This is a genomic window from Rathayibacter sp. AY1B7 (genome assembly GCF_002932735.1).
Lineage (GTDB): Bacteria > Actinomycetota > Actinomycetes > Actinomycetales > Microbacteriaceae > Rathayibacter.
This window is the reverse complement of record NZ_PSWK01000003.1, coordinates 34,557-55,842: the sequence shown is the minus strand read 5'-3', so window position 1 is coordinate 55,842 and position 21,286 is coordinate 34,557. Positions and strand designations below refer to the sequence as shown.

The window sequence follows — 21,286 nt, the reverse complement described above, 5'->3', positions numbered from 1 at the left end:
CGGGGCCTACTCGCCGAGGCGGCGGCGGGTCGACATCGCACGGTCCGCCTCGCGGCGGTCCTGGCGCTCTCGGAGGACCTGGCGCTTGTCGTAGTCCTTCTTGCCCTTGGCCACGGCAAGCTCGACCTTGGCCTTACCGTCACTGAAGTACAGCGAGAGCGGGATCAGCGTGTACCCGCCCTCCTTCACCTTGTTGTGGATCTTGAGGATCTGCGCCTTGTGCAGCAGCAGCTTGCGCTTGCGGCGCGGCGGGTGGTTCGTCCAGGTGCCCTGCGCCCACTCGTTGATGTGGACGGCGTCGAGCCACGCCTCTCCCCCGTCGACGAACGCGTAGCCGTCGACCAGCGAGGCCCGGCCGGCCCGGAGGGACTTCACCTCGGTGCCGGTGAGCACGAGGCCCGCCTCGTAGGTGTCCTCGATGAGGTAGTCGTGGCGCGCCTTGCGGTTGGTCGCGACGACCTTCTGTCCCTGTTCTCTGGGCACGGCTGCTCCTCGGGTCGCGAGCGGATGAAGGGGGCGGGCATCGTCGGGGCGATGCACCGGTGGGCCGCCCCAAACGGGACAGCCCACCAGTATACGTCCGGTCCGGGATCAGACCCGCAGGTACCGCGCGATCGCGACGTTCGCCGAGACGGCGGCCAGGACGATGCCGACCACGATCAGGATCGGCACGACGATCAGAGCGTCGTCGAGTCCCACGAAGGAGGTCAGCGGGATCCGGTACGCCAGGAACCCCTGCACGAAGACCTGCACGATGGCGACCACCGCGACTCCCGCGAGGATCGAGCCGACCAGCGCGGCGAAGACCCCCTCGAGGATGAACGGGGTCTGGATGAACCTGTTCGAGGCCCCCACGAGCCGCATGATGCCCAGCTCCCGTCTCCGCGAGAACGCCGAGAGGCGGATCGTGGTGGCGATGAGCAGCACGGCCGCGACGAGCATCAGGACGGCGATGCCGATCGCCGTGTAGCTCGCCGCGTTGAGGATCGAGAAGATCTGGTCGAGGTACTGCCGCTGGTCGGTGACGCTCTCGACTCCCGAGACGCTCGACAGGCTCTCCACGATGACGTCCGACTGGGTCGGGTCCTTCAGGTTGATCCAGAAGGTCTGGTTGAGCAGGTCGGGAGTGACGTACTCGGCGACCGGGTTGCCCGCGAACTGCTCCTGGAAGTTCGCGTAGGCCTGGTCGTGGTCCTCGAAGTAGGAGCGGTCGATGTACGGCGCGAGCGTGGCGCCCTCGAGCTGGCCCTGCACCGCGTCGATCTGCTCGGCGGTGGCGTCGGAGCCGCTGCAGTTCGAGCCGCCGGAGGTGGCGGTGCACATGTACACCGCGACCTGCGCCTTGTCGTACCAGAAGTTCTTCATCTGGCCGATCTGCATCTGGAGCAGGATCGCCGTGCCGACGAAGGTGAGGGAGATGAAGGTCACCAGGATCACCGAGACGACCATGGAGACGTTGCGCCGGAGGCCGCTGGCGACCTCCGACCAGATCAGTGCGAATCTCACTTGACGGGTCCTACGTTCTGCTGGTCGTCGCCGGTCTCGTCGCCCTCGCCCGTGTGGGCGCGGAGGCCGAGGCGCGCGGCGAGCGACTCCTCGGGCAGGGCCCCGTTGTCGGCGGGGAGGAAGATCGGACCGGTCTGGCTCTGCAGCTCGACGACGCGCGGGGCGGCGGCGGGCTCGGCGGCCGGCTCCGGCTCGCGCTCCGGCTCGACGGCGGCGGAGCGGCGGCCCTCGGGGACGCGGGGCTGGGCGGCGGTCTGCGAGAGGCGGGCCGGCTCGGGCGGCGGGGCCGGGGCCTCCTGGCGCAGGTCGATCTCGGGGACCTCGGCGGGCGCGAGCTCGCTGTCGATGATCGCCGGGGGCGCGGGCTGCTCGGCGACCGCGTGGTCGTCGGCCGCCACGACCACGACGCCGTCGTGGACGACGGTGATGCTCTCGGTCTGGCCGTAGCCGCCCTGGCTCTCGTCGCGGACGATGCTGCCTGCCGAGAGCTCGATGACGCGGCGCTTCATCTGGTCGACGATGCCGGCCTCGTGGGTCGCCATGATCACGGTCGTGCCGCCCGCGTTGATCCGCTCGAGCAGCGCCATGATGCCGGCGCTCGTGGTCGGGTCGAGGTTGCCCGTGGGCTCGTCGGCCAGCAGGACGGCCGGCTTGTTGACGACGGCGCGGGCGATCGCCACGCGCTGCTGCTCGCCGCCGGAGAGCTCGTGGGGCAGGCGCGACGCCTTGCCCGCGAGGCCCACCATCTTGAGCGTGTCCGGGACGGCCTCCTGGATGTAGCCCTTCGACTTGCCGATCACCTGGAGGCTGAACGCGACGTTGTCGAAGACCGACTTGTTCGGCAGCAGCCGGAAGTCCTGGAACACGACGCCCATGTTGCGGCGGAAGTACGGGACCTTGCGGCTCGAGATCTTGCCGAGGTTCTGCCCGAGCACGTGGATCGACCCGGAGGAGGGGCGCTCCTCCTTGAGGATCAGGCGGAGGCAGCTCGACTTGCCGGAGCCGGAGGCGCCGACGAGGAAGACGAACTCGCCCCGGAGGATCTCGAGATCGATGGCGTTGAGGGCGGGTCTCGTGCCGCCCCGATACTGCTTGGAGACGTTGTCGAAGCGAATCATGTCGGTACGAGGGTAAGCGACGATCCCGAAGAGTCCGCCGAGGGGGCGCGCGGCGCGTCGGTGGGGACGCGCCCGAGCCGCGCTAGGAGGACTTCCGCCAGCGGATCCCGGCGGCGATGAAGCCGTCCAGATCGCCGTCGAACACGTGCGAGGGGTTGCCGACCTCGTGGTCGGTGCGCAGGTCCTTCACCATCTGGTACGGAGCGAGGACGTAGCTGCGCATCTGGTCGCCCCAGCTCGCGGTGATGGTGCCGGCGAGCTCCTTCTTGGTGGCCGCCTCCTGCTCCTTCTGCAGCAGCAGGAGCCGCGACTGGAGCACGCGCATCGCCGCGGCGCGGTTCTGGATCTGGCTCTTCTCGTTCTGCATCGACACGACGGTGCCGGTGGGCAGGTGGGTGAGGCGCACCGCGGAGTCGGTGGTGTTCACCGACTGGCCGCCGGGGCCGGAGGAGCGGAAGACGTCGACGCGGATGTCGTTGTCGGGGATCTCGATCGCCCCGGCCTCCTCCATCAGCGGGATGACCTCGACCGCGGCGAAGGAGGTCTGGCGCTTGCCCGCGGCGCCGAAGGGGCTCATCCGCACGAGGCGGTGGGTGCCGGCCTCGACCGAGAGCGTGCCGAAGGCGTAGGGGGCGTCGATCTGGAAGGTGGCCGACTTGATGCCCGCCTCCTCCGCGTAGCTGGCGTCCATGACGGTCGCCGCGTACTTGTGCTTCTCGGCCCAGCGGAGGTACATGCGCATGAGCATCTCGGCGAAGTCGGAGGCGTCGACGCCGCCCGCTCCCGCGCGGATGGTGACCACGGCGGGGCGGTCGTCGTACTCGCCGTCGAGCAGGGTCTGCACCTCGAGCTCGCCCATGACCTTCTGGAGGGAGGAGAGCTCGGCGATCGCCTCCTGCTCGGACTCGGCGTCCTCGGCCTCGTTCGCCATCTCGACGAGCACCTCGAGGTCGTCCAGGCGCCGGTCGATCGCGGTGATCCGCGCGAGCTCGGACTGGCGGTGGCTGAGGGCGCTGGTCACCTTCTGCGCGTTGGCCGTGTCGTCCCACAGGTCGGGGGCGCCGGCCTGCTCGCTGAGCTCGGCGATCTTCGAGCGGAGACCGTCCACGTCGATGACGGCGCGGATGTCGGCGAAGGTGGAGCGGAGAGCAGTGATCTGCTCGGTGAAGTCGTTGTCCAGCATGGTGCGTCCAGACTACCGGGGGCCGGGGGCCGCCCTCCGGCCCGGGCGTACCCTGGGGACGGTGACCAGCACCGCTCCGCGCCCCTTCCCCGTCGGGCCGCTGCTGCTGTCGACCTTCCTCCCCACCCTCCTCTTCTCCATCGGCGAGGGGGCGATCATCCCCCTCCTGCCGGCCGCGGCCGGCGACCTCGGCGCGACGCTGGCCCTGGCAGGCCTCGTGGCGGGGATGATCATGATCGGCGAGCTGGCGGGCGACATCCCCAGCGGCTGGATCGTCTCCCGGATCGGCGAGCGCGGCGCGATGCTCGGAGCCTCGGCCGCGTCGATCCTCGGGCTCGTGGTGTGCCTGCTCTCGACGTCATGGGTCGGGCTGACGATCGGCGTCTTCGTGATCGGCCTCGCGACCGCGGTCTTCGCGCTGGCGCGGCACGCGTTCATGACGTCGTTCGTCCCGATCACGCACCGCGCCCGCGCGCTCAGCGCCCTCGCCGGGGCGTTCCGCGCCGGCTGGCTGATCGGCCCGTTCCTGGCGGCCGGGGTGGTGCACCTCACCGGCTCCGTCGAGTCCGTCTTCTGGGTGCACATCGTCTGCTGCGTGGCGGCGGTCGTGGTCCTGCTGCTCGTGCCCGACCCCGCGACGGTGCTGCGGCGGGCGCAGGCCGCGGCCGACCGCGCCGCTCCGGAGGACGTGGTCGCCGCGGAGGCGTCGGCGACCGTCCCGGAGTCGCCGCAGTCGCTGCTCGGGACGCTGCGCGAGCACCGCGGGGTCCTCGCTCGGATGGGGACCGGCGCCGCCGTGATCGGGGCGCTGCGGGCGAGCCGGACGCTGATCCTCCCCCTCTGGGCGGTGAGCATCGGGCTCGCCGAGACCGACACCGCGATCATCATCGGCATCGCCGGCGCGCTCGACTTCGCCCTCTTCTACGCCGGCGGCCAGCTGATGGACCGCTTCGGCCGGGGCGCCACCGCGATCCCCTCGATGATCGGCCTCGGGCTCGGCCACCTCGCCCTCGCCGCCTCGGTGCTCGCCCTCGATCCGGTGCCCTGGTTCGTCGCCGTGGCCTGCGTGCTCGCGGCCGCGAACGGCATCGGCTCCGGGATCCTGATGACCATCGGCGCCGATCTCGCGCCCCCGGCCGATCCGGCCCCGTTCCTCGGCGCGTTCCGCTTCACCGGCGACGCGGGCAACGCCGCCGCCCCGATCGTCGTGTCGGCGCTCACCGCCCTGATCTCCCTCCCCTTCGCCGCCGTCGTGATGGGGGTGCTCGGTCTGGGCGGAGCGGGGGCGCTCGCCCGCTGGATCCCGCGGTACCTCCCCCGGGCGGCTCCCCGCGGCTGAGGCGCGGAGCCCTCCTCCTACACTGGAGCCCGCACGCGGGAGTGGTGGAATGGCAGACACGCAGGATTTAGGTTCCTGTGCCGAGAGGCGTGAGGGTTCGAGTCCCTCCTTCCGCACGGGATCGGCCGGTACGCTGAGCGCGCTCGCGTGACCGCCGACCGGCCACCGGCCCCCGTCGACTGGAGATCCGTTGAACCACGCCGCCCTCGTCCCCTGGCTCGATCCGGAGACGATCCTGACCTCGTTCGGCCCCTGGGGCGTGCTCGTGGTCTGCCTCATCGTGTTCGCCGAGACCGGACTGCTGATCGGCTTCCTCTTCCCGGGCGACACGCTGCTGATCATCACGGGCCTGCTGGCGCACGAGAACGCGTCGAACGGCGGCCTCGGCGTCCCGATCTGGCTCATCTGCCTGGCCGTCGGGTTCTCGGCCTTCGTCGGCGGCGAGGTCGGCTACCTGATCGGGCACAAGGCCGGCCCGCGCATCTTCGAGCGCAAGGAGTCCGGCTTCTTCAGCATCGAGAACGTGAAGCGGACCAACGCGTTCTTCGAGCGCTTCGGCGGCCTCGCCGTGATCCTCGCGCGCTTCGTGCCGATCGTCCGCACCTTCGCGCCGATCGCGGCCGGCGTGGCTCACATGAACTACCGCAAGTACAGCCTCTACAACCTCATCGGCGCCCTGATCTGGGGCAGCGGGGTCACCCTGATCGGGTGGCTGCTCGCCTTCATCCCGCCGGTCGCCGACTTCGTCTCGCACTACATCGACGTGATCCTGATCGGCGCGGTCGTGCTCGCGCTGGTGCCGACGCTGTTCCACTTCTTCCAGCAGCAGCGCAAGGCGAAGCTCGCCGCCGACCCCGAGACCGACTCGACCGAGTCGGCCGCCTACGTGCTCGACGCCGACACCCTGGACGACAAGCACCCGAAGTCCTGACCTCCGCCTCCGGGGGACGCCACTCCGGCACGCGGCACGCCGACAGGCGTGCACCGGAGTGGCATCCCGCCGGGGTCAGAGCCGGGCGGACAGGGCGGCGAGCTCGGCGCGCAGCGCGGTGAAGGCGCGGGCGCGGTGGCTCCGGGCGTTCTTCTGCTCGGGAGCGAGCTCGGCCGCCGTGAGCGCCCCGGCCTCGGGGACGAACACCGGGTCGTAGCCGTGGCCGTTCGCACCGCGGGGAGCCGTCGCGATCGCGCCGTCCCAGCGGCCCTCGACCACCGTCTCCTGTCCGCCCGGGAGCACGGAGTCCGGCACCACGAGGGCGATGGTGCAGCTGAAGTGCGCACCGCGGTGCTCCGCCTTCACGTCGTGCAGCTGCGCCAGGAGGAGCTCGAGGTTGGCCGTCGCGTCGTGCGCGCGTCCCGACCAGCGGGCCGAGAAGATGCCCGGCGCGCCGCCGAGGACGTCGACGCAGATCCCGGAGTCGTCCGCGAGCGCCACGAGGCCGGTGTGCGCCGCCGCCGCGCGCGCTTTGATCAGCGCGTTCTCGGCGAAGCTCACGCCGTCCTCGACGGGCTCGGGTCCGTCGTAGGCGCGGACGCCGACTCCGGGGAGCGCGCCGGCCAGCATGGCGCGGAACTCCTCCACCTTGCCCGCGTTGTGCGTGGCGAGGACGAGGTCCAGGCTCACGCTCCGGGCTCCGCGGCGAGCGCTTCGGCCTGGATGCGGGCGAGGTCGGAGGCACCGGCGACCGCGAGGTCGAGCAGGGCGTCGAGCTCGCGGCGGTCGAACGGGGCCCCCTCGGCGGTGCCCTGCACCTCGACGAACAGGCCGCGTCCGGTGACGACGACGTTCATGTCGGTCTCGGCGCGCACGTCCTCGACGTAGGCCAGGTCGAGCATCGGCACGCCGTCGATGATGCCGACGGACACCGCCGAGAGGCTGTCGATCAGCGGCTGCGCCTTCTGCCCCACGTACTTCTTGCCGCGCGCCCACTCGATCGCGTCGGCCATCGCCACGTAGGCGCCGGTGATCGCCGCGGTGCGGGTGCCGCCGTCGGCCTGGAGGACGTCGCAGTCGATCACGAGGGTGTTCTCGCCGAGCGCCTTCGTGTCGACCACCGCGCGGAGGCTCCGGCCGATCAGCCGCGAGATCTCGTGCGTGCGCCCGCCGACCTTCCCCTTGACCGACTCGCGGTCCATGCGGGAGTTGGTGGAGCGGGGCAGCATCGCGTACTCGGCGGTGACCCAGCCCTTGCCCTTGCCCTGCAGCCAGCGCGGCACGCCGTTCGTGAAGGAGGCGGTGCAGAGCACCCTGGTGTTCCCGAACGAGACGAGCGCGGAGCCCTCCGCCTGGGTGCTCCAGCCGCGCTCGATCGTCACGGTGCGCAGCTCGTCGGGCGCCCGCCCGTCCTTGCGCGCGGCCTTCGATGCGGTGCTGTCGGTCACTCGGGTCTCCCTCGATCGTGCGGGAGCGCGGCCCGATCGAGCTCGCGCAGGTTGATGGTGCCGGTCTCGACGAGGTCGACGCTCGAGACCTCCGGACCGAGGAAGCGGCGGGCGAGGCGGACGAAGTCGCTCGAGCCCGTCTCCTCCCACCGGTAGGTCGGAGGCGCGGCGGAGGTGCGCTGCAGGCCGTGCGCCACGAGGGTCCGGTAGACGTCGAGCGCGGTCTCCTCGGCGCTCGAGACGAGGCGGACGTCCGGCCCCATCACGTACGCGATGGCACCGCGCAGCAGCGGGTAGTGGGTGCAGCCGAGGACGAGCGTGTCGACCCCCGCGGCCTTGAGCGGCGCGAGGTACTCCTCCGCCACCGCGAGCAGCTCGTCGCTCCAGGTGACGCCCGCCTCGACGAACTCGACGAAGCGCGGGCAGGCGGCGGTGAACAGCTGCAGGTCGGGCGCGGCGACGAAGGCGTCGTCGTAGGCGCGGGAGCGGATCGTCCCGACCGTGCCGATCACCCCGACGCGGCGGTTGCGGGTGTCGCGGACAGCGCTGCGGACGGCGGGCTGGATGACCTCGATCACCGGGATGCCGCGGCCGAGCGTGTAGCGCTCGCGGGCGTCGCGCATCATCGCGGCAGAGGCGGTGTTGCAGGCGATGACGAGCAGCTTGGCGCCCTGGTCGACCAGGGTGTCGAGGGTGTCGAGGGCGTAGGCGCGGACGTCGGCGAGCGGCTTGGGCCCGTAGGGCGAGTGCGCGGTGTCGCCGAGGTAGACGATCGACTCGTTCTGCAGCTGGTCGATCACGGAGCGGGCGACGGTGAGCCCGCCGACTCCGGAGTCGAAGATGCCCAGCGGTGCGTCCGTCACGGAGGAACAGCCTACCCGCGCCCTGCGGCCCGGTTCCGGCCGCACGCCGTTCCCGGGCCCGGCGGCGTGCGCAAGCCCCGGCACCCGCGCCTGGGCCGCGCGGGGGCGGCCGTGGAACACTGAGCGGATGGACTCCACGGCCTTCCTCACCGACCGGTACGAGCTCACGATGGTCGAGGGCGCCCTCGGCAGCGGCACCGCCGACCGCCGCTGCATGTTCGAGGTGTTCGCCCGGAGCCTCCCGCCCGGACGCCGCTACGGCGTGCTCGCGGGCACCGGCCGGCTCCTCGAGCTGATCTCGCGCTTCCGCTTCGGCGACGACGAGCTGTCCTGGCTCCGCGAGAACCGCGTCGTCGACTCCCGCACGCTGGACTGGCTCGCCGACTACCGCTTCCGGGGCGACGTCTGGGGCTACCGCGAGGGCGAGGTCTACCTCCCGGGCTCCCCCGTGCTCATCGTCGAGGCGCCCTTCGCCGACGGCGTGCTGCTGGAGACCCTGGTGCTCAGCGTCCTCAACCACGACAGCGCCGTGGCGAGCGCCGCCGCGCGGATGGTCTCGGCCGCCGACGGGCGACCGCTCGCCGAGATGGGCTCGCGCCGCGCCGGAGAGCGGTCCGCCGTCGCCGCGGCTCGCGCCGCGTACATCGCCGGATTCGGCGCCTCCTCGAACCTGGAGGCGGGCCGCAGCTTCGGCGTGCCCACGATGGGCACCTCCGCGCACTCCTTCACCCTCCTCCACGACTCGGAGGAGGAGGCGTTCCGCGCGCAGGTCGCCGCGCTCGGCCCCGGCACGACCCTCCTGGTGGACACCTACGACGTGACAGCCGCCGTCGACCTGGCGGTCCGCGTCGCCGGCACCGGCCTCGGCGCCGTGCGCATCGACTCCGGCGACCTCCCCCAGCAGGTGGCCGCCGTCCGGCAGCAGCTGGACGCGCTCGGCGCGACCGGCACGCGCATCACCGTCACCAACGACCTCGACGAGTACGGGATCGCCGCGCTCGCGGCCTCACCGGTCGACTCCTACGGCGTCGGCACCTCGGTGGCGACGGGCTCGGGCCACCCGACGGCGGGCATGGTCTACAAGCTGGTCGCGCACGAGGACGACGCGGGCGAGTGGGTCGCGGTGGCGAAGAAGTCGGTCTCGAAGGCGTCGATCGGCGGGCGGAAGGCCGCCGGCCGTCTGCTCTCGGACGACGGGGTCGCCGAGGCCGAGGTCGTGCACGTGGGCGCCGGCCCCGAGGGCGCCGTCGGCGAGGGCGAGCGGGCGCTGCTCGTCCCCCTGATCGAGGACGGGACGATCCGTCCCGAGCACCTCGGCATCGAGGGAGTGGCGGCAGCCCGCGCGCACCACGCGAACGCGGTCCTCGAGCTGCCGATCGACGCGCTCCGGCTCGGCCGCGGCGAGCCCGTCATCCCGACCCGCTACGAGTGAGCGGGGCGGGAATCACTTCATCTTCGCGTAGATCTCCTTGCAGGCCGGGCACACCGGGAACTTCTCCGGGTCGCGGCCCGGGAGCCACTTCTTGCCGCAGAGCGCGCGGACCGGCTTGCCGGTGATGGCGCTCTCGAGGATCTTGTCCTTCGGCACGTAGTGGGAGAAGCGCTCGTGGTCGCCCGGCTCGATGGACTCCTGGTTGAGGAGCTCCTCGAGCTCGCGGTCGAGCGTGGCGGTTCCTCCGCCTCCCTCGAGGGGGTCGGTGCTGCTGTTCTGGACGCGCGGAATCATGCCGACGATCCTACGCGCGGAGCCCGGGCCCGCGGCCGTGCGCTCCGGATCGGGCGGCGCTAGTAGCGGCTGGTGAACGCGACCAGCTCGGTCGCGCGGCGCTCGAACAGCCGGCCGCCGAGGAGCACGCCGAGGGCGAAGACGACCACGGCGCTGCCGAAGCCGACGAGCACGGCGTCGCCCGCCGCCTCCGGGTCGACGAACAGGGCCCGGACGCCGAGCACCACGGCCGGAGCCGAGAGGAGCAGCCCCAGGCCGAACGCGAGGGACTGCGGACCGGCGCCACTGGCTCCGGGGGCCTGGGGCTGCGTGAACGCGCTGTCGCCCGGGCGCGGAGCCGGATAGGCGAGCCGTGCCGAGACGGCGCTGGCGACGCCGGCGGGGACGAGCAGGAGGCAGGTGTTCACCGCGAGCACGACGGGCAGCGCATCGGGGAGCCCCGAGGTCGCGCTGCTGATCAGCGAGCCGAGCACGACGACCGGCACGCCGAGCAGGAGGGTCGGGAAGGCGCGGCCGAGCCGGTCCGACCAGCCGCGGACGCCCGCGGCCACGTGGAGCCAGAACGCCGATCCGTCGTAGGCGACGTCGTTGTGCAGGAACCAGCCGAGGAACAGCGCGATCAGCGGGACCGGGAGCAGCGAGAGCAGCGGGAAGGGGACGCCGACGACCGCGAGCAGCAGCAGGGCCGCGACCGGCAGCACCGGCACGGCGACGAGCGACGCCTGGTAGCGCGGATCCCGGAGCCAGTAGGTGATGCTGCGCGCCGCGATCGCGCCGGTCCGGGTCGAGCCGAGGACGTCGAACCAGCCCAGCCGGAGGCCGCGCGGCGGCCGGTGCGTGCGCTCGGGCCGCTCCGTCAGCAGGCGGACGACGAGCCACCAGAGCGCGCCCGCCGCGACGAGCGTCGCCAGGGCCAGCAGGAGCGGGCCGAGCGCGTCGCCGGTCCGGGCGGCCGGGGCGATCATCCACGCCGCACCGAACGGAGTGGCCCCCATCGCCGCACCCCAGCGCTCGAGCACCGGGGTGTCCCCCGTGTCGACCAGCGCGGCGGCACCGAGGGCGGCGGGACCGCCGAGCATCAGCAGCAGGCCGAGGACGGCCAGCAGCTCGCGGGCGGTCCGGGAGGGGACGAGTGCGGCGGAGGCGGCGAGGCCGATCCGCGCGAACAGCGAGGCCGTCGCCACCGCGAGGAGCGGGCCGACCACGGCGAAGGCGCCTGCGCCCGGGACGAGCGGCGCGCTCGCGAGCCCGACCACCAGCAGAGCGAGCGTGGGGACCGAGACGAGGCCGGCCAGGGCGAGCGCCCCGGCGAGGCGGAGCGGCGGAAGGCCGAAGAGGCGGAACGCGCGCGGATCCATCGGGTCGAGCGGGCCGAGCAGGAAGGGCAGCACCAGGAAGCCGACGGAGACGAGTCCGCCGGCGGTCACGAGAGCGCCCGCCGCCGCGTCCGAGGAGCGCAGAGCACCGATCGCCGCGATCAGCAGTGCCGTCACCGCGACGACCACGAGCACGCCCAGGACGGCGCCGGCCGAGCGCGCGGGCCCGGAGCGGAACGCGCCCAGGAGGACGTCGATCCTCAGCCGGAGAAGTCGTGCAGCCACTGCAGCCCCTCGGCGATCTGCTTGCCGCCCGCGAGCTCGAGGAAGCGCTCCTCCAGCGTCGCGGTGCCGGCGACCTCCGCGACCGTCCCGGAGGCGAGCACGCGCCCGCCGACGATCACGGCCACGTCGTCGCAGACGCGCTCGATGAAGTCGAGCCCGTGGCTGGAGAGGACGACGGTGCCGCCGCCCTCGACGAAGCGGCGCAGCACGGTGATCACGGCGGCCGAGGAGACCGGGTCCACCGACTCGAACGGCTCGTCGAGGACCAGCACGCGCGGGGCGTGGATCATCGCCGCCGCGAGGGCGACCTTCTTCGCCATCCCCGCGGAGTAGTCCGAGATCAGGCGCTCCAGCGCGTCGGAGAGGCCGAGCGCCTCGGCCAGCTCGACCGTGCGCTCCTTCGCCGTGGCGAGGTCGATGCCGCGCAGCGCGGCGGAGTAGGCGAGGAACTGGGCGCCGGTGAGCCGGTCGAACAGCCGGAGGCGGTCGGGCAGGACCCCGATCAGCGGCTTCGCGGCCGACGGGTCCTTCCAGACGTCGACGCCGTGCACGAGGACGCGGCCGGTGTCGGGTCGCAGGAGGCCCGTCATCATCGAGAGCGTGGTGGTCTTGCCCGCGCCGTTCGGGCCGATGATCCCGTAGAAGGTCCCCGCGCGGACGGCCAGGTCGATGCGGTCGACCGCCACCGTCCTCCCGAAGGTCCGGGTCAGCTGGTGCAGCTCGAAGACGACGGGCGAGGCGCCGTCCGGATCCGCGGCACCCTCAGCGGGCTCGGCGTTCGTCACGGACGTCATCCGGCTACGGTACCAACTCGCCCGCGGGCCCCCGGCGCCCGCGCCGACACCCGGCGACACGGCGAGAGGTCAACCACCCTGGCCCCGGGGGGCGTGAACTGTACACTAGGTCTCTACCCGAGGAGTCGACCAGATCGAGACGCAGCGGTTAATTCGAGGAGAACACACGATGATGCACACAGGTTCGACGAGCAGCAGCCCCGCCACCGTCGTCATCCTCGCCGCAGGGATGGGCAGCCGGCTCGGCCGCTCCCTCCCCAAGCCGCTCACGCCGCTCAGCGACGGGCGCACGATCATGCAGCAGCAGTTCGACAACATCCACCACGCCTTCGGCACGAAGGTCCCGGTGAGCATCGTCGTCGGCTACAAGCTCGAGCACATCATCGAGGCCTTCCCCTCGGCGACGTTCGTCTACAACGAGCAGTACGACCAGACCAACACCTCCAAGAGCCTCCTCCGCGCGCTGCAGGCGAGCGGGCAGGGCGGCGTGCTCTGGATGAACGGCGACGTCGTCTTCGACCCGCGCATCCTCGACCGCGCGGCCGCGCTGATCGCGAAGGACGTCTCCTTCGTCACCGTCAACACCTCGAAGGTGTCGGACGAGGAGGTCAAGTACACGACGAGCGCCGAGGGCTTCATCCAGGAGCTCTCCAAGACGGTGCGCGGCGGCCTCGGCGAGGCGGTCGGGATCAACTACGTGTCCGCCTCCGACAAGGCCGCGCTGGTGCGCCAGCTCGCCCGGGTCGACGCCCAGGACTACTTCGAGCGTGGCATAGAGTTGGCGATCGAGCAGGACCGCCTGCTCGTCGAGCCGATGGACATCTCCGACCTCTACGCCGTCGAGGTGGACTTCGCCGAGGACCTCGAGCGCGCGAACCTCTTCGTCTGACGCTCCCGGCTCCTCCCCCGGCTCGAGCGGAGCCGACGGGAGGAGTCGCGCAGTGAGCACGGCCGACACCCTCGCGACCGAGACGGCCCTGCGCCACCGGCGCTCCCGGGCCTGGCGCTACCGCCACTCCCTCTGGCTGCTCACCAGGCGCGACCTCACCGTCCGGTACGCCACGAGCGCGCTCGGCTACGTCTGGTCGGTTCTCGACCCGCTCGTCATGTCGGGCATCTACTTCTTCGTCTTCACCGTCGTCTTCCAGCGGACCGTCGGCGAGGACCCGTACATCGTCTTCCTGCTCGCGGGCCTGCTGCCGTGGATGTGGTTCAACCAGGCGACCTCCGACGCGACCCGCGCGTTCCTCCGCGAGGCGAAGCTGGTGCGGTCGACGTCGATCCCGCGGACCATCTGGGTCGGGCGGATCGTGCTCTCGAAGGGCATCGAGTTCGTGGCGAGCCTGCCGGTGCTGGTGCTCTTCGCCGTGATCGCCGGCGCGCACCTGACCTGGGCGGCGCTGCTGTTCCCCGTGGCGATCCTGCTGCAGGCGGTGCTCACGCTCGGCGTGGGTCTGCTGGTGGCCCCCCTCGTGGTGTTCTTCCGCGATCTGGAGCGGGCCGTGAAGCTCGTCCTCCGGTTCCTCTTCTACGCGTCGCCGATCATCTACTCCACGGCCAACCTGCCGGAGCAGATCCGGCCGCTCGCGGCGCTCAACCCGCTCAGCGGGATCTTCGCCCTCTACCGCTCCGCGTTCTTCGAGAGCGAGCTCGACGTCCCGCTCATCCTCGCCTCCGCGGGCCTCTCGGTGCTCGTGCTGGTACTGGGCCTCGTCGTCTTCCGCCGCTCCGAGCGCGCGGTGCTGAAGGAGCTGTGATGACCGACGCCCCCGTGGTCATCGAGTGCCGCGGCCTCGGTATCCGCTTCCGCCGCAACCGGCGGGGCCGCCGCTCCTTCAAGGACCTCTTCGCCGGCCGCTCCCGCCGCTCGCGGCCCGGCGAGTTCTGGGCGATCCGCGGGCTCGACGTGCAGGTGCGGGCGGGCGAGGCCATCGGTGTCGTCGGCCGGAACGGTCAGGGCAAGTCGACGCTGCTCAAGCTCGTCGCCGGCGTGGTGCTGCCGGACGAGGGCGCGGTGGAGGTGCGCGGGGGCGTCGCTCCGCTCATCGAGATCACCGGCGGCTTCGTGGCCGACCTGAGCGTCCGCGAGAACGTCTACCTGACCGCGGGTCTCCACGGGATGTCCAAGCGCGAGGTCGACGCGCGCTTTGACTCGATCATCGAGTTCGCCGAGATCGGCGACTTCCTCGACACCCCCTACAAGCACCTCTCGAGCGGGATGAAGGTGCGGATCGCCTTCTCCGTCGTGTCGCGGCTCGAGGAGCCGATCATCCTGGTGGACGAGGTGCTCGCGGTCGGCGACAGGGCGTTCCGCGAGAAGTGCTACGCGCGGATCGAGGAGCTGCTCGCCTCCGGCCGCACCCTCTTCTTCGTCTCGCACAACGAGCGCGACCTCCGCCGCTTCTGCACGCGCGGCCTCTACCTGGACAAGGGCCGCCTGGTGCTGGACGCGCCGATCGAGGAGGTGCTCGCGCGTTACGCTGAGGACTACGCGCCGACACCGCGGAGCAGCACGGCGCCGGCCGAGGGCCCGCCCGTCCAGGGCACCGTCTCCGACGACTGACCCCTCCCGCACGCGGCGCCCGAGGACGCAGGAGTGCACGACATGGCCCAGAAGGACCGCAAGCGCGAGCGCGCCGTGGAGAGGGCCGGCGAGGTGGAGCAGGCCGACGGCTCCGAGAACGCGCAGCTGGCGAAGCTGCTCGACCGGCTCCTCGCGGTGCAACGCCCGGCCGTGCTGGCGAACATCCGCCTGCTGCGGCGCCGGCGTCCCGGGGCGACTCCGGAGCAGATCATTACGTCGCTCGAGCGGCAGTACCTCTCGAGCGTGGCCGCGGGAGGCGCGGCGATCGGGGCGACCGCCGTCGTCCCCGGCATCGGCACGGCCGCCTCGGTGGCCCTCTCCGGCGCGGGAGCGGCGGGGTTCCTGGAGGCGAGCGCGCTCTTCGCGCAGTCGGTGACGGAGGTGCACGGGATCCCGCTCGAGGACCCGGACCGCGCTCGGGCCCTCGTGCTCACGCTGATGATGGGCTCCTCCGGCAGCGAGATGGTGCGCCAGGTGGCCGGGCAGGCCGTCGGCGGGGGCAGCGGCCTCAACCAGTACTGGGGCTCCGTGGTCACGAAGGGCCTGCCGTCCTTCCTCGTGGGCGAGCTGGCGGACCGCGCCAAGAAGTCCTTCGCCAAGCACTTCCTCGCCCAGCAGGGCGCGGGCCTGGTCGGCCGGGCGATGCCGTTCGGGATCGGAGCGGCACTGGGCGGCGTCGGCAACGCGATGCTGGGCCGCAAGGTGATCCACAGCGCGCGCGATGCGTTCGGGCCGGCACCGCAGGCGTTCGGCAACACCCTCGTGCTCGAGCCGACCCGCGCCGAGCGGAAGGCGCTGGCCGCCGCGCCGGCCGAGCCGCTGGCGCTGTTCGTCCGCGACTACGGCGGAACGGGCGAGCGGACGGCGCTCCTCCTCCACGGCCTCGGCTCCGACTCCCGGATCTGGTACGCCCTGGTCCCGACGCTTCACGAGCACGGCTACCGGGTGGTGGCCCCCGATCTCGCCGGTCACGGCGGCTCGCCGGCGTCGCCCGTGTACTCGCCGGAGCGCTGGGCGTCGGACGTCCGCGCCTCGGTGCTGCAGACCCCCGATCTCGTCATCGGCCACGGCCTCGGCGCCGTCGTCGCCACCCGGCTCGCCCCGGAGTACGGCGCCGACCGGCTCGTCCTGCTCGACCCCGCGTTCTCGGACGCCCGCGGACTGACGAGCGCGCTCCACCGCGGCGGCTCGGTCGCGCACGTCGAGAAGGGCGACGCCGGCTCCCTCCGCCACCGCCACCCGATCTGGACGGACGAGCAGATCGAGCTCGACGTGTCGGCCCACGCGCTCTGGGAGCAGGACTCCGCCGGCGGGCTGACGGCACGGGGTGCGGCCGAGGCCCCCGAGACGTTCCCCGTGCCGACGCTCGCCGTGATGCCGGAGGACCCGCTGGGCCACGGCTCGCTGGGCGGCGTCCTCGCCGCCCGCGGCGTCGAGGTGCGGACCGTGCCGGGGGGTGGGGCCTCGATCCTCCGTGAGGACCGCGCGGCGCTGATCGCGGCGCTGGAGGACCGGATCTAGCTCAGACCATCCTGCTCGGCGCGGGCCGCGCGCTGTGGTCCGGAGCCGTCGGAGGCGTTCGGTCAGCGTTCCCGAGGCCGGCGCCCGGGCCCGACGAGCGGCATCCCGAGCACGGTGCGGACGAGTCCGCCGCCGTCGCGGTCCTCGGCGATCACGCGGAGGCCGGTCTTCTCGGCGACGCGCCTCGAGGCGGCGTTGTCCGGGTGCACGAGCGCCACGAGTCGTCCCGCGAGGCGGTGGGCGAGCGCGAGGTCGCGGCAGGCCGCAGCCGCCTCGGTGGCGTAGCCGCGGCCGTGCAGACCGGCCCGCACGTGGTAGCCGACCTCGAGCTCGATCCCGCCGTCGCCGCGCTGCCAGGTCAACCCGCAGTCGCCGACGAACTCGCCGTCGAGGGTCTCGACGATCCACAGCCCGAAGCCGTGCTCGCGGTAGTTGCGCCGGTTCCACTCGATCCAGGCGGCTGCCTGCTCGCGGTCATTCCGCGCGGGGTAGTACCGCATCACGACCGGGTCGCCGAGCAGGTCCGCCATGTCGGGGAGGTCCTCGGCGGTCATCTCACGGAAGCGCAGCCGGGCGGTGGCGGCGGGGATCATCGGGCCGGGCTGCTCGGCCTGCGACTGCGGAGACGGTGACCGGGACCGTCGTCGAGCGCTCGATCCATCCGGCCGCCGCCCCCGGCCCTACTTCTCCGCCTTGGCGGCGGCCTTCGCGGCCTGCTTGGTGGCGCGGACCTTCGTCAGCGACTCCGGAGAGACGATGTCGGCGACCGAGCGGAAGGCGCCCTCCTCTCCGTAGGCGCCCGCGGCCGAGCGCCAGCCCTCCCCCGAGAATCCGCGCTGCTTGCCGAGCAGGGCGAGGAAGATCCGCGCCTTCTGCTCGCCGAAGCCGGGCAGCGCCTTCAGACGCGCGAGGACCGTGCGGCCGTCGGGCTCGTCGCGCGTCCAGACCGCCGCGGCGTCGCCGTCCCAGTCGTCGACCAGAGCGCGGCAGAGGACCTGCACGCGCCCCGCCATGCTCGCCGGGTAGCGATGGATCGCGGGCGGAGTCCGGCAGAGCTCCGAGAACGCGTCCTCGTCGAAGCCCGCGATCGACGCGGCGTCGAACGAGGCGCCCTCCGCCTCGAGGCGCTCCTCGATCTTGCGGGGCCCGGAGAAGGCCGTCTCCATCGCGACCTGCTGGTCGAGGAGCATCCCGATCAGCAGCGCCAGCGGGTCGCGGCTGAGCAGCGCGTCGGCGTCGGGATCGTCGGTGATGTGCAGGGCGGAGTCGCGGGTCATCCTCCAGGGATACCACGGACGGCCCCGGCGGCGAGCGCGCGGACGGTCCGGTCGACGAGGTCCAGCGCCGCAGCGAGCTCGAGGTCGCCGACATGGCCGTAGCCGAGGACCAGCGCCTCGGTCGCAGCCCGTCCCGACAGGGCGTACTCGTGCAGAGTGGCGACGAGCAGTCCCTCCCGGAGCAGTGCGGCTGCGACGGCTTGCGCGTCCAGAGGCGCGGGCAGGGAGAGGACGACGTGCAGACCCCCGTCTAGTCCGCTTGCGCGCCCCCACGGCACCGACTCCCCGAATGCGTGGACCAGCTCACGGCGGTGGGCGTAGCGCCGTCTCGAGCGCGTGAGATGCCTCCGGAACGCCCCGCTCGCCATGAACTGCGCGAGCGCCGCCTGCGTCGGACCCGAGGCGGAGGCGTCCTTCTCGTCGTCGAGGCCGGCCAGCGCCCCGCGGAGCCAGGACGCCGGCGGAACGGCCAGGTAGGCGATGCGGAGCCACGGCGAGACGGTCTTCGAGAACGACCCGACATGGGCGACTCCGCCGCCGGAGTTGAGCGAGGCGAGCGCGGGCAGCGGGGCGCCGACGTAGCGGAACTCACTGTCGTAGTCGTCCTCCACCACGAGCAGGGGGCCGGCCGACGCGCGGCGCACCAGCTCCAGGCGCTCGGCGAGGGCGAGCCTGCCTCCGGTCGGGTACTGGTGCGACGGAGTCACGACGACCACGTCCGCGCCGGAGCTCGCGAGAGCGTCGAGGTCGATGCCGTCGCCGCGCACCGGGACGCCGACGACCTCGTGCCCGTCGGCGCGCAGGCGGCGCCGGACGGCCGGGTAGCCGGGGTCCTCGACGGCGACGCGCACCTCGCGTCCGAGCGAGGCCGAGGCGGCGCGGGCCAGGAGCGCGACGGCGCCCGCGGTGCCGCTGGTCACCACCACGTCCGACGCCTGCACGTCGACGCCGCGGGACCGGCGCAGCTGCTCGGCGATCTGCTCCCGCAGGGCCGGGTCCCCGGAACCCCGAGGAGGCGCCGAGGGCGGCGAGGCGAGCGCCAGGCGCCAGGCGGCCCGCCACTCCGGGGTGTCGAGGGCGCGGGTGTCCGGCCGGCCCGGCCTCAGGTCCGCCGCGGCGGGCTGGACGACGGTCTCCCTGGACTCCGGCCGCGGCTCCTGCGGCGCCGGCGCCAGCAGTCCGTCGGAGGCGACAGTCACCGCTGCGCGCGGGTGGGCGACGAGGTAGCCCTCCCCCACCAGCTGATCCACCGCGGCGACGACGGAGCCCCGCGAGACGCCGAGGCGCTCGGCGAGCACGCGGCTCGACGGGATCGGATCGCCCGCCCGGTAGCGCCCGTCCAGCACCGCCTGGCGCAGCGCCTCGGCGAGCCCGGCGCGGACCGAGCCGCGCGGCGACGGCCCGAGGAGGAGCGGGATCTCCAGATCGCCCGACGCCATCGACCGCTCCGCTCTGGACCACTCCGATCGCGGCCCAGTGGCATCCTGGCAGATCCAGTCGGCGCGGGACGATTCCGACATGGACAGCCTCCCCGTCACCGACCGCACCCGCGTCTCCCGTCTCCGCGACCGCCAGCGCACCGATCCCGCCGAGCTGCACGCCCTGCTCGACGAGGCGCTCGTCGCCCACGTCGCCGTCGTGCGGGACGGCGCCGCGATCGTGCTGCCGATCCTCTTCGCCCGCGACGGCGACTCCCTCCTGCTGCACGGGTCGAGCGGCGGAGGACTGCTGCGGGAGGCGGCGCGGCACTCGCTCCTCACCGCTTCCGTCACGCTGGTCGACGGACTGGTCGTCGCCCGCTCCACCTTCGACAGCTCGATGAACTACCGCTCGGCGATGGTGATCGGCCGGGCCGAGGTGCTGGAGGGCGAGGAGAAGGCGCGGGCCCTCGATCTGCTGGTGGCACGCCTCCTCCCGGGGCGCGACGAGGAGGTGCGAGCGAGCACCGCCCGCGAGATCGCGGCGACGCTGGTGCTGCGCCTCCCCCTGGCCGAGGCGAGCCTGAAGGTGCGCGCGCACGGAGCCGGCGACGAGCCGGAGGCCGGGGTCTGGGCGGGCGTCGTGCCGCTGGTCACCCGCACGCTCGCGCCGGTGCCGGCGGAGGAGGGCGTCGCGGTCCCGCAGTCGGTCCGCCGCTTCAGCGCCGCGGTCGACGGCGCGGTGCCGCCCTGGCGCTGAGCGGACCGGCCGTCGCGGTGCGGTCCGCTACTTGGCGTCCTGACGGGGGAAGACGACCTTCTGCACGACGATGATCACCGAGGCCGCGACCGGGATCGCGACCAGGGCGCCGAGCACGCCCGCGATGGTGCCGCCCGCCACCGCCGCGATCACGACGACCGCACCGGGGACCGAGACGGCCTTGTTCATGATGCGGGGGCTGAGGAGGTACGCCTCGACCTGCATGTAGACGAGGTAGTAGATCGCGGCGACCAGCGCGGTCAGCGGCGAGGCCAGGAGGCAGGCGAGCGAGATGATCACGGCGCCCGAGAGCGTGCCGACCAGCGGGATCAGGGAGCCGAGGAACGCGACGCAGGCCAGCAGAGCCGGCACCGGGGCGCCGATCGAGAGCAGCAGGATGAACGTGAGCACGCCGTTCACGCCGGCGAGCGAGACCTGGCCGACCACGTAGCGGCCCACGGCACCGGTGATCTCGTCGCCGACCTCGTGCGCCTTCGCGCGGTGCGAGGCGGGGGCGAAGCGGTAGGCGACGGCCTTCATCGAGCGCAGCGACGCGAGGAAGTACAGCGTCAGGATCAGCACGATGACGGCGCCGGTCACGCCGCTGGCGATCCCGGTCCCGACCGCGATCAGTCCGCCGCCGAGCGAGAGCAGGTTGTTGGGGTTGCCGATGAAGCTCTGGACGCTCTCGATCAGCTCGTCGATGTCGATCACGCCGCGCAGCTGCTGCTCGAGGTCGAGCACCCACTGCTGCGAGGCGATGTCGGTGACGATCTGCGGGGCGCTCGTGACGAACATCGTCAGCTGCTCGACCAGGATCGGGATGATGTAGACCAGCAGGCCGGCGAAGATCAGCACCACCGCGGCGAAGACCGCCGTGATCGCGAGCGGCCTCGGCAGGCGCTTGCTCTCGAGCCAGGAGACCAGCGGATCGAGGCCGAGCGCGAAGAACAGCGCCACGAAGATGTAGGTCAGCACCGTGCCCAGCTGCACGACGAGGCCGCCCAGGACGAGCGCCACCAGCACGCCGAGCGCGCCGAACAGGCCGATGCGGAAGGAGCGGATCGTGAAGACCGGCTTCTCCGGGTCGGCGGAGACCACGATGTCCGGCTCGACCGCGGGCTGGGCGGGTGCCGACCGGCGCCGGCGGGAGCGGGCGAAGGCGCGCGGGGTCATCATGGGACGAGCGTAGCGGGGCGCCGGGAGGCCGCCCGGCG

The 21,286-nt window shown here is 72.7% G+C and carries 22 protein-coding genes and 1 tRNA gene; 9 read left to right on the top strand and 14 right to left on the bottom strand.

Annotation, left to right across the window (positions count from 1 at the left end):
- Nucleotides 1–6: 6 nt before the first annotated feature.
- The 4 genes from smpB to prfB all read right to left on the bottom strand — a co-directional run bounded on the left by smpB (nt 7) and on the right by prfB (nt 3,807).
- Nucleotides 7–483 carry an SsrA-binding protein SmpB gene (smpB, locus tag C5C95_RS02620; protein ID WP_104223558.1) on the bottom strand — a complete coding sequence of 159 codons (477 nt, stop codon included), beginning with the start codon at nt 481–483 and terminating at the stop codon, nt 7–9.
- A 108-nt stretch (nt 484–591) separates the two neighbouring features.
- Nucleotides 592–1,506: a permease-like cell division protein FtsX gene (gene ftsX, locus C5C95_RS02615; protein WP_104223559.1), complete on the bottom strand. Its 915-nt coding sequence runs from the start codon at nt 1,504–1,506 to the stop codon at nt 592–594.
- Nucleotides 1,503–2,624, bottom strand: a complete 1,122-nt coding sequence (gene ftsE, locus C5C95_RS02610; protein WP_104323734.1) for a cell division ATP-binding protein FtsE — start codon at nt 2,622–2,624, stop codon at nt 1,503–1,505. The genes ftsX and ftsE overlap by 4 nt, the downstream gene beginning before the upstream one ends.
- An 82-nt stretch (nt 2,625–2,706) precedes the next feature.
- Nucleotides 2,707–3,807 carry a peptide chain release factor 2 gene (prfB, locus tag C5C95_RS02605; RefSeq protein WP_104226967.1) on the bottom strand — a complete coding sequence of 367 codons (1,101 nt, stop codon included), beginning with the start codon at nt 3,805–3,807 and terminating at the stop codon, nt 2,707–2,709.
- 61 nt (nt 3,808–3,868) lie between these two features.
- Here prfB and C5C95_RS02600 point away from each other — a divergent pair, with 61 nt between their 5' ends.
- The 3 genes from C5C95_RS02600 to C5C95_RS02590 all read left to right on the top strand — a co-directional run bounded on the left by C5C95_RS02600 (nt 3,869) and on the right by C5C95_RS02590 (nt 6,077).
- Nucleotides 3,869–5,146, top strand: a complete 1,278-nt coding sequence (locus C5C95_RS02600; RefSeq protein WP_258069356.1) for an MFS transporter — start codon at nt 3,869–3,871, stop codon at nt 5,144–5,146.
- 35 nt (nt 5,147–5,181) lie between these two features.
- Nucleotides 5,182–5,262: transfer RNA gene (locus tag C5C95_RS02595), tRNA-Leu, on the top strand.
- 74 nt (nt 5,263–5,336) lie between these two features.
- On the top strand, nt 5,337–6,077 hold the full coding sequence (locus C5C95_RS02590) for a DedA family protein (protein ID WP_104238166.1): 741 nt from the start codon (nt 5,337–5,339) through the stop codon (nt 6,075–6,077).
- Nucleotides 6,078–6,152: 75 nt separating this feature from the next.
- Here C5C95_RS02590 and rdgB read toward each other — a convergent pair whose 3' ends face one another.
- The 3 genes from rdgB to murI are packed head-to-tail and all read right to left on the bottom strand — an operon-like array spanning nt 6,153 to nt 8,388.
- Nucleotides 6,153–6,767 carry an RdgB/HAM1 family non-canonical purine NTP pyrophosphatase gene (gene rdgB / locus C5C95_RS02585; RefSeq protein WP_104223564.1) on the bottom strand — a complete coding sequence of 205 codons (615 nt, stop codon included), beginning with the start codon at nt 6,765–6,767 and terminating at the stop codon, nt 6,153–6,155.
- Entirely contained in the window at nt 6,764–7,525 is a 762-nt protein-coding gene (gene rph / locus C5C95_RS02580) for a ribonuclease PH (RefSeq protein WP_104233199.1), read from the bottom strand. Before rph ends, rdgB begins: the two co-directional genes overlap by 4 nt.
- A complete protein-coding gene (gene murI, locus C5C95_RS02575; RefSeq protein ID WP_104223566.1) occupies nt 7,522–8,388 on the bottom strand; it encodes a glutamate racemase in 867 nt (288 codons plus the stop codon). Before murI ends, rph begins: the two co-directional genes overlap by 4 nt.
- Before the next feature lie 127 nt (nt 8,389–8,515).
- On the opposite strand from murI, the gene C5C95_RS02570 reads away from it, so the two are divergent.
- Entirely contained in the window at nt 8,516–9,820 is a 1,305-nt protein-coding gene (locus tag C5C95_RS02570) for a nicotinate phosphoribosyltransferase (RefSeq protein WP_104233197.1), read from the top strand.
- Nucleotides 9,821–9,832: 12 nt separating this feature from the next.
- Here C5C95_RS02570 and C5C95_RS02565 read toward each other — a convergent pair whose 3' ends face one another.
- Genes C5C95_RS02565 through C5C95_RS02555 form a run of 3 tightly spaced genes read right to left on the bottom strand, consistent with a single transcriptional unit; the run spans nt 9,833 to nt 12,509 of the window.
- Nucleotides 9,833–10,114, bottom strand: coding sequence for a DUF3039 domain-containing protein (locus tag C5C95_RS02565; protein WP_104223568.1), 282 nt, complete (start codon nt 10,112–10,114; stop codon nt 9,833–9,835).
- A 59-nt stretch (nt 10,115–10,173) separates the two neighbouring features.
- Nucleotides 10,174–11,715 carry an ABC transporter permease gene (locus C5C95_RS02560; RefSeq protein ID WP_104323733.1) on the bottom strand — a complete coding sequence of 514 codons (1,542 nt, stop codon included), beginning with the start codon at nt 11,713–11,715 and terminating at the stop codon, nt 10,174–10,176.
- Nucleotides 11,691–12,509 carry an ABC transporter ATP-binding protein gene (locus tag C5C95_RS02555; RefSeq protein ID WP_104323732.1) on the bottom strand — a complete coding sequence of 273 codons (819 nt, stop codon included), beginning with the start codon at nt 12,507–12,509 and terminating at the stop codon, nt 11,691–11,693. The genes C5C95_RS02560 and C5C95_RS02555 overlap by 25 nt, the downstream gene beginning before the upstream one ends.
- A gap of 172 nt (nt 12,510–12,681) precedes the next feature.
- Between C5C95_RS02555 and C5C95_RS02550 the strand changes: the two genes are divergently transcribed.
- The 4 genes from C5C95_RS02550 to C5C95_RS02535 are packed head-to-tail and all read left to right on the top strand — an operon-like array spanning nt 12,682 to nt 16,614.
- Nucleotides 12,682–13,398 carry an NTP transferase domain-containing protein gene (locus tag C5C95_RS02550; RefSeq protein ID WP_104226983.1) on the top strand — a complete coding sequence of 239 codons (717 nt, stop codon included), beginning with the start codon at nt 12,682–12,684 and terminating at the stop codon, nt 13,396–13,398.
- 52 nt (nt 13,399–13,450) lie between these two features.
- Nucleotides 13,451–14,266: an ABC transporter permease gene (locus tag C5C95_RS02545; RefSeq protein WP_374954309.1), complete on the top strand. Its 816-nt coding sequence runs from the start codon at nt 13,451–13,453 to the stop codon at nt 14,264–14,266.
- A complete protein-coding gene (locus C5C95_RS02540) occupies nt 14,266–15,072 on the top strand; it encodes an ABC transporter ATP-binding protein (RefSeq protein ID WP_104233195.1) in 807 nt (268 codons plus the stop codon). The genes C5C95_RS02545 and C5C95_RS02540 overlap by 1 nt, the downstream gene beginning before the upstream one ends.
- 42 nt (nt 15,073–15,114) lie before the next feature.
- Nucleotides 15,115–16,614 carry an alpha/beta fold hydrolase gene (locus C5C95_RS02535; protein ID WP_104323731.1) on the top strand — a complete coding sequence of 500 codons (1,500 nt, stop codon included), beginning with the start codon at nt 15,115–15,117 and terminating at the stop codon, nt 16,612–16,614.
- Between the two features lie 62 nt (nt 16,615–16,676).
- On the opposite strand, the gene C5C95_RS02530 is transcribed toward C5C95_RS02535, so the two are convergent.
- The 3 genes from C5C95_RS02530 to C5C95_RS02520 all read right to left on the bottom strand — a co-directional run bounded on the left by C5C95_RS02530 (nt 16,677) and on the right by C5C95_RS02520 (nt 19,330).
- Nucleotides 16,677–17,207, bottom strand: coding sequence for a GNAT family N-acetyltransferase (locus C5C95_RS02530; protein WP_104323730.1), 531 nt, complete (start codon nt 17,205–17,207; stop codon nt 16,677–16,679).
- An 87-nt stretch (nt 17,208–17,294) separates the two neighbouring features.
- Nucleotides 17,295–17,891 (bottom strand): HhH-GPD-type base excision DNA repair protein, encoded by a 597-nt coding sequence (locus tag C5C95_RS02525; protein ID WP_104223574.1) that lies wholly within the window; start codon nt 17,889–17,891, stop codon nt 17,295–17,297.
- Complete coding sequence (locus C5C95_RS02520; RefSeq protein ID WP_181125524.1) at nt 17,888–19,330, bottom strand: PLP-dependent aminotransferase family protein; 1,443 nt, start codon at nt 19,328–19,330, stop codon at nt 17,888–17,890. The genes C5C95_RS02525 and C5C95_RS02520 overlap by 4 nt, the downstream gene beginning before the upstream one ends.
- Before the next feature lie 79 nt (nt 19,331–19,409).
- Between C5C95_RS02520 and C5C95_RS02515 the strand changes: the two genes are divergently transcribed.
- Nucleotides 19,410–20,069, top strand: coding sequence for a pyridoxamine 5'-phosphate oxidase family protein (locus C5C95_RS02515; protein ID WP_104323728.1), 660 nt, complete (start codon nt 19,410–19,412; stop codon nt 20,067–20,069).
- A 27-nt stretch (nt 20,070–20,096) separates the two neighbouring features.
- Here the strand turns inward: C5C95_RS02515 and C5C95_RS02510 are convergent, their stop codons facing one another.
- Nucleotides 20,097–21,248 carry an AI-2E family transporter gene (locus C5C95_RS02510; protein ID WP_244229611.1) on the bottom strand — a complete coding sequence of 384 codons (1,152 nt, stop codon included), beginning with the start codon at nt 21,246–21,248 and terminating at the stop codon, nt 20,097–20,099.
- Nucleotides 21,249–21,286 lie beyond the last annotated feature (38 nt).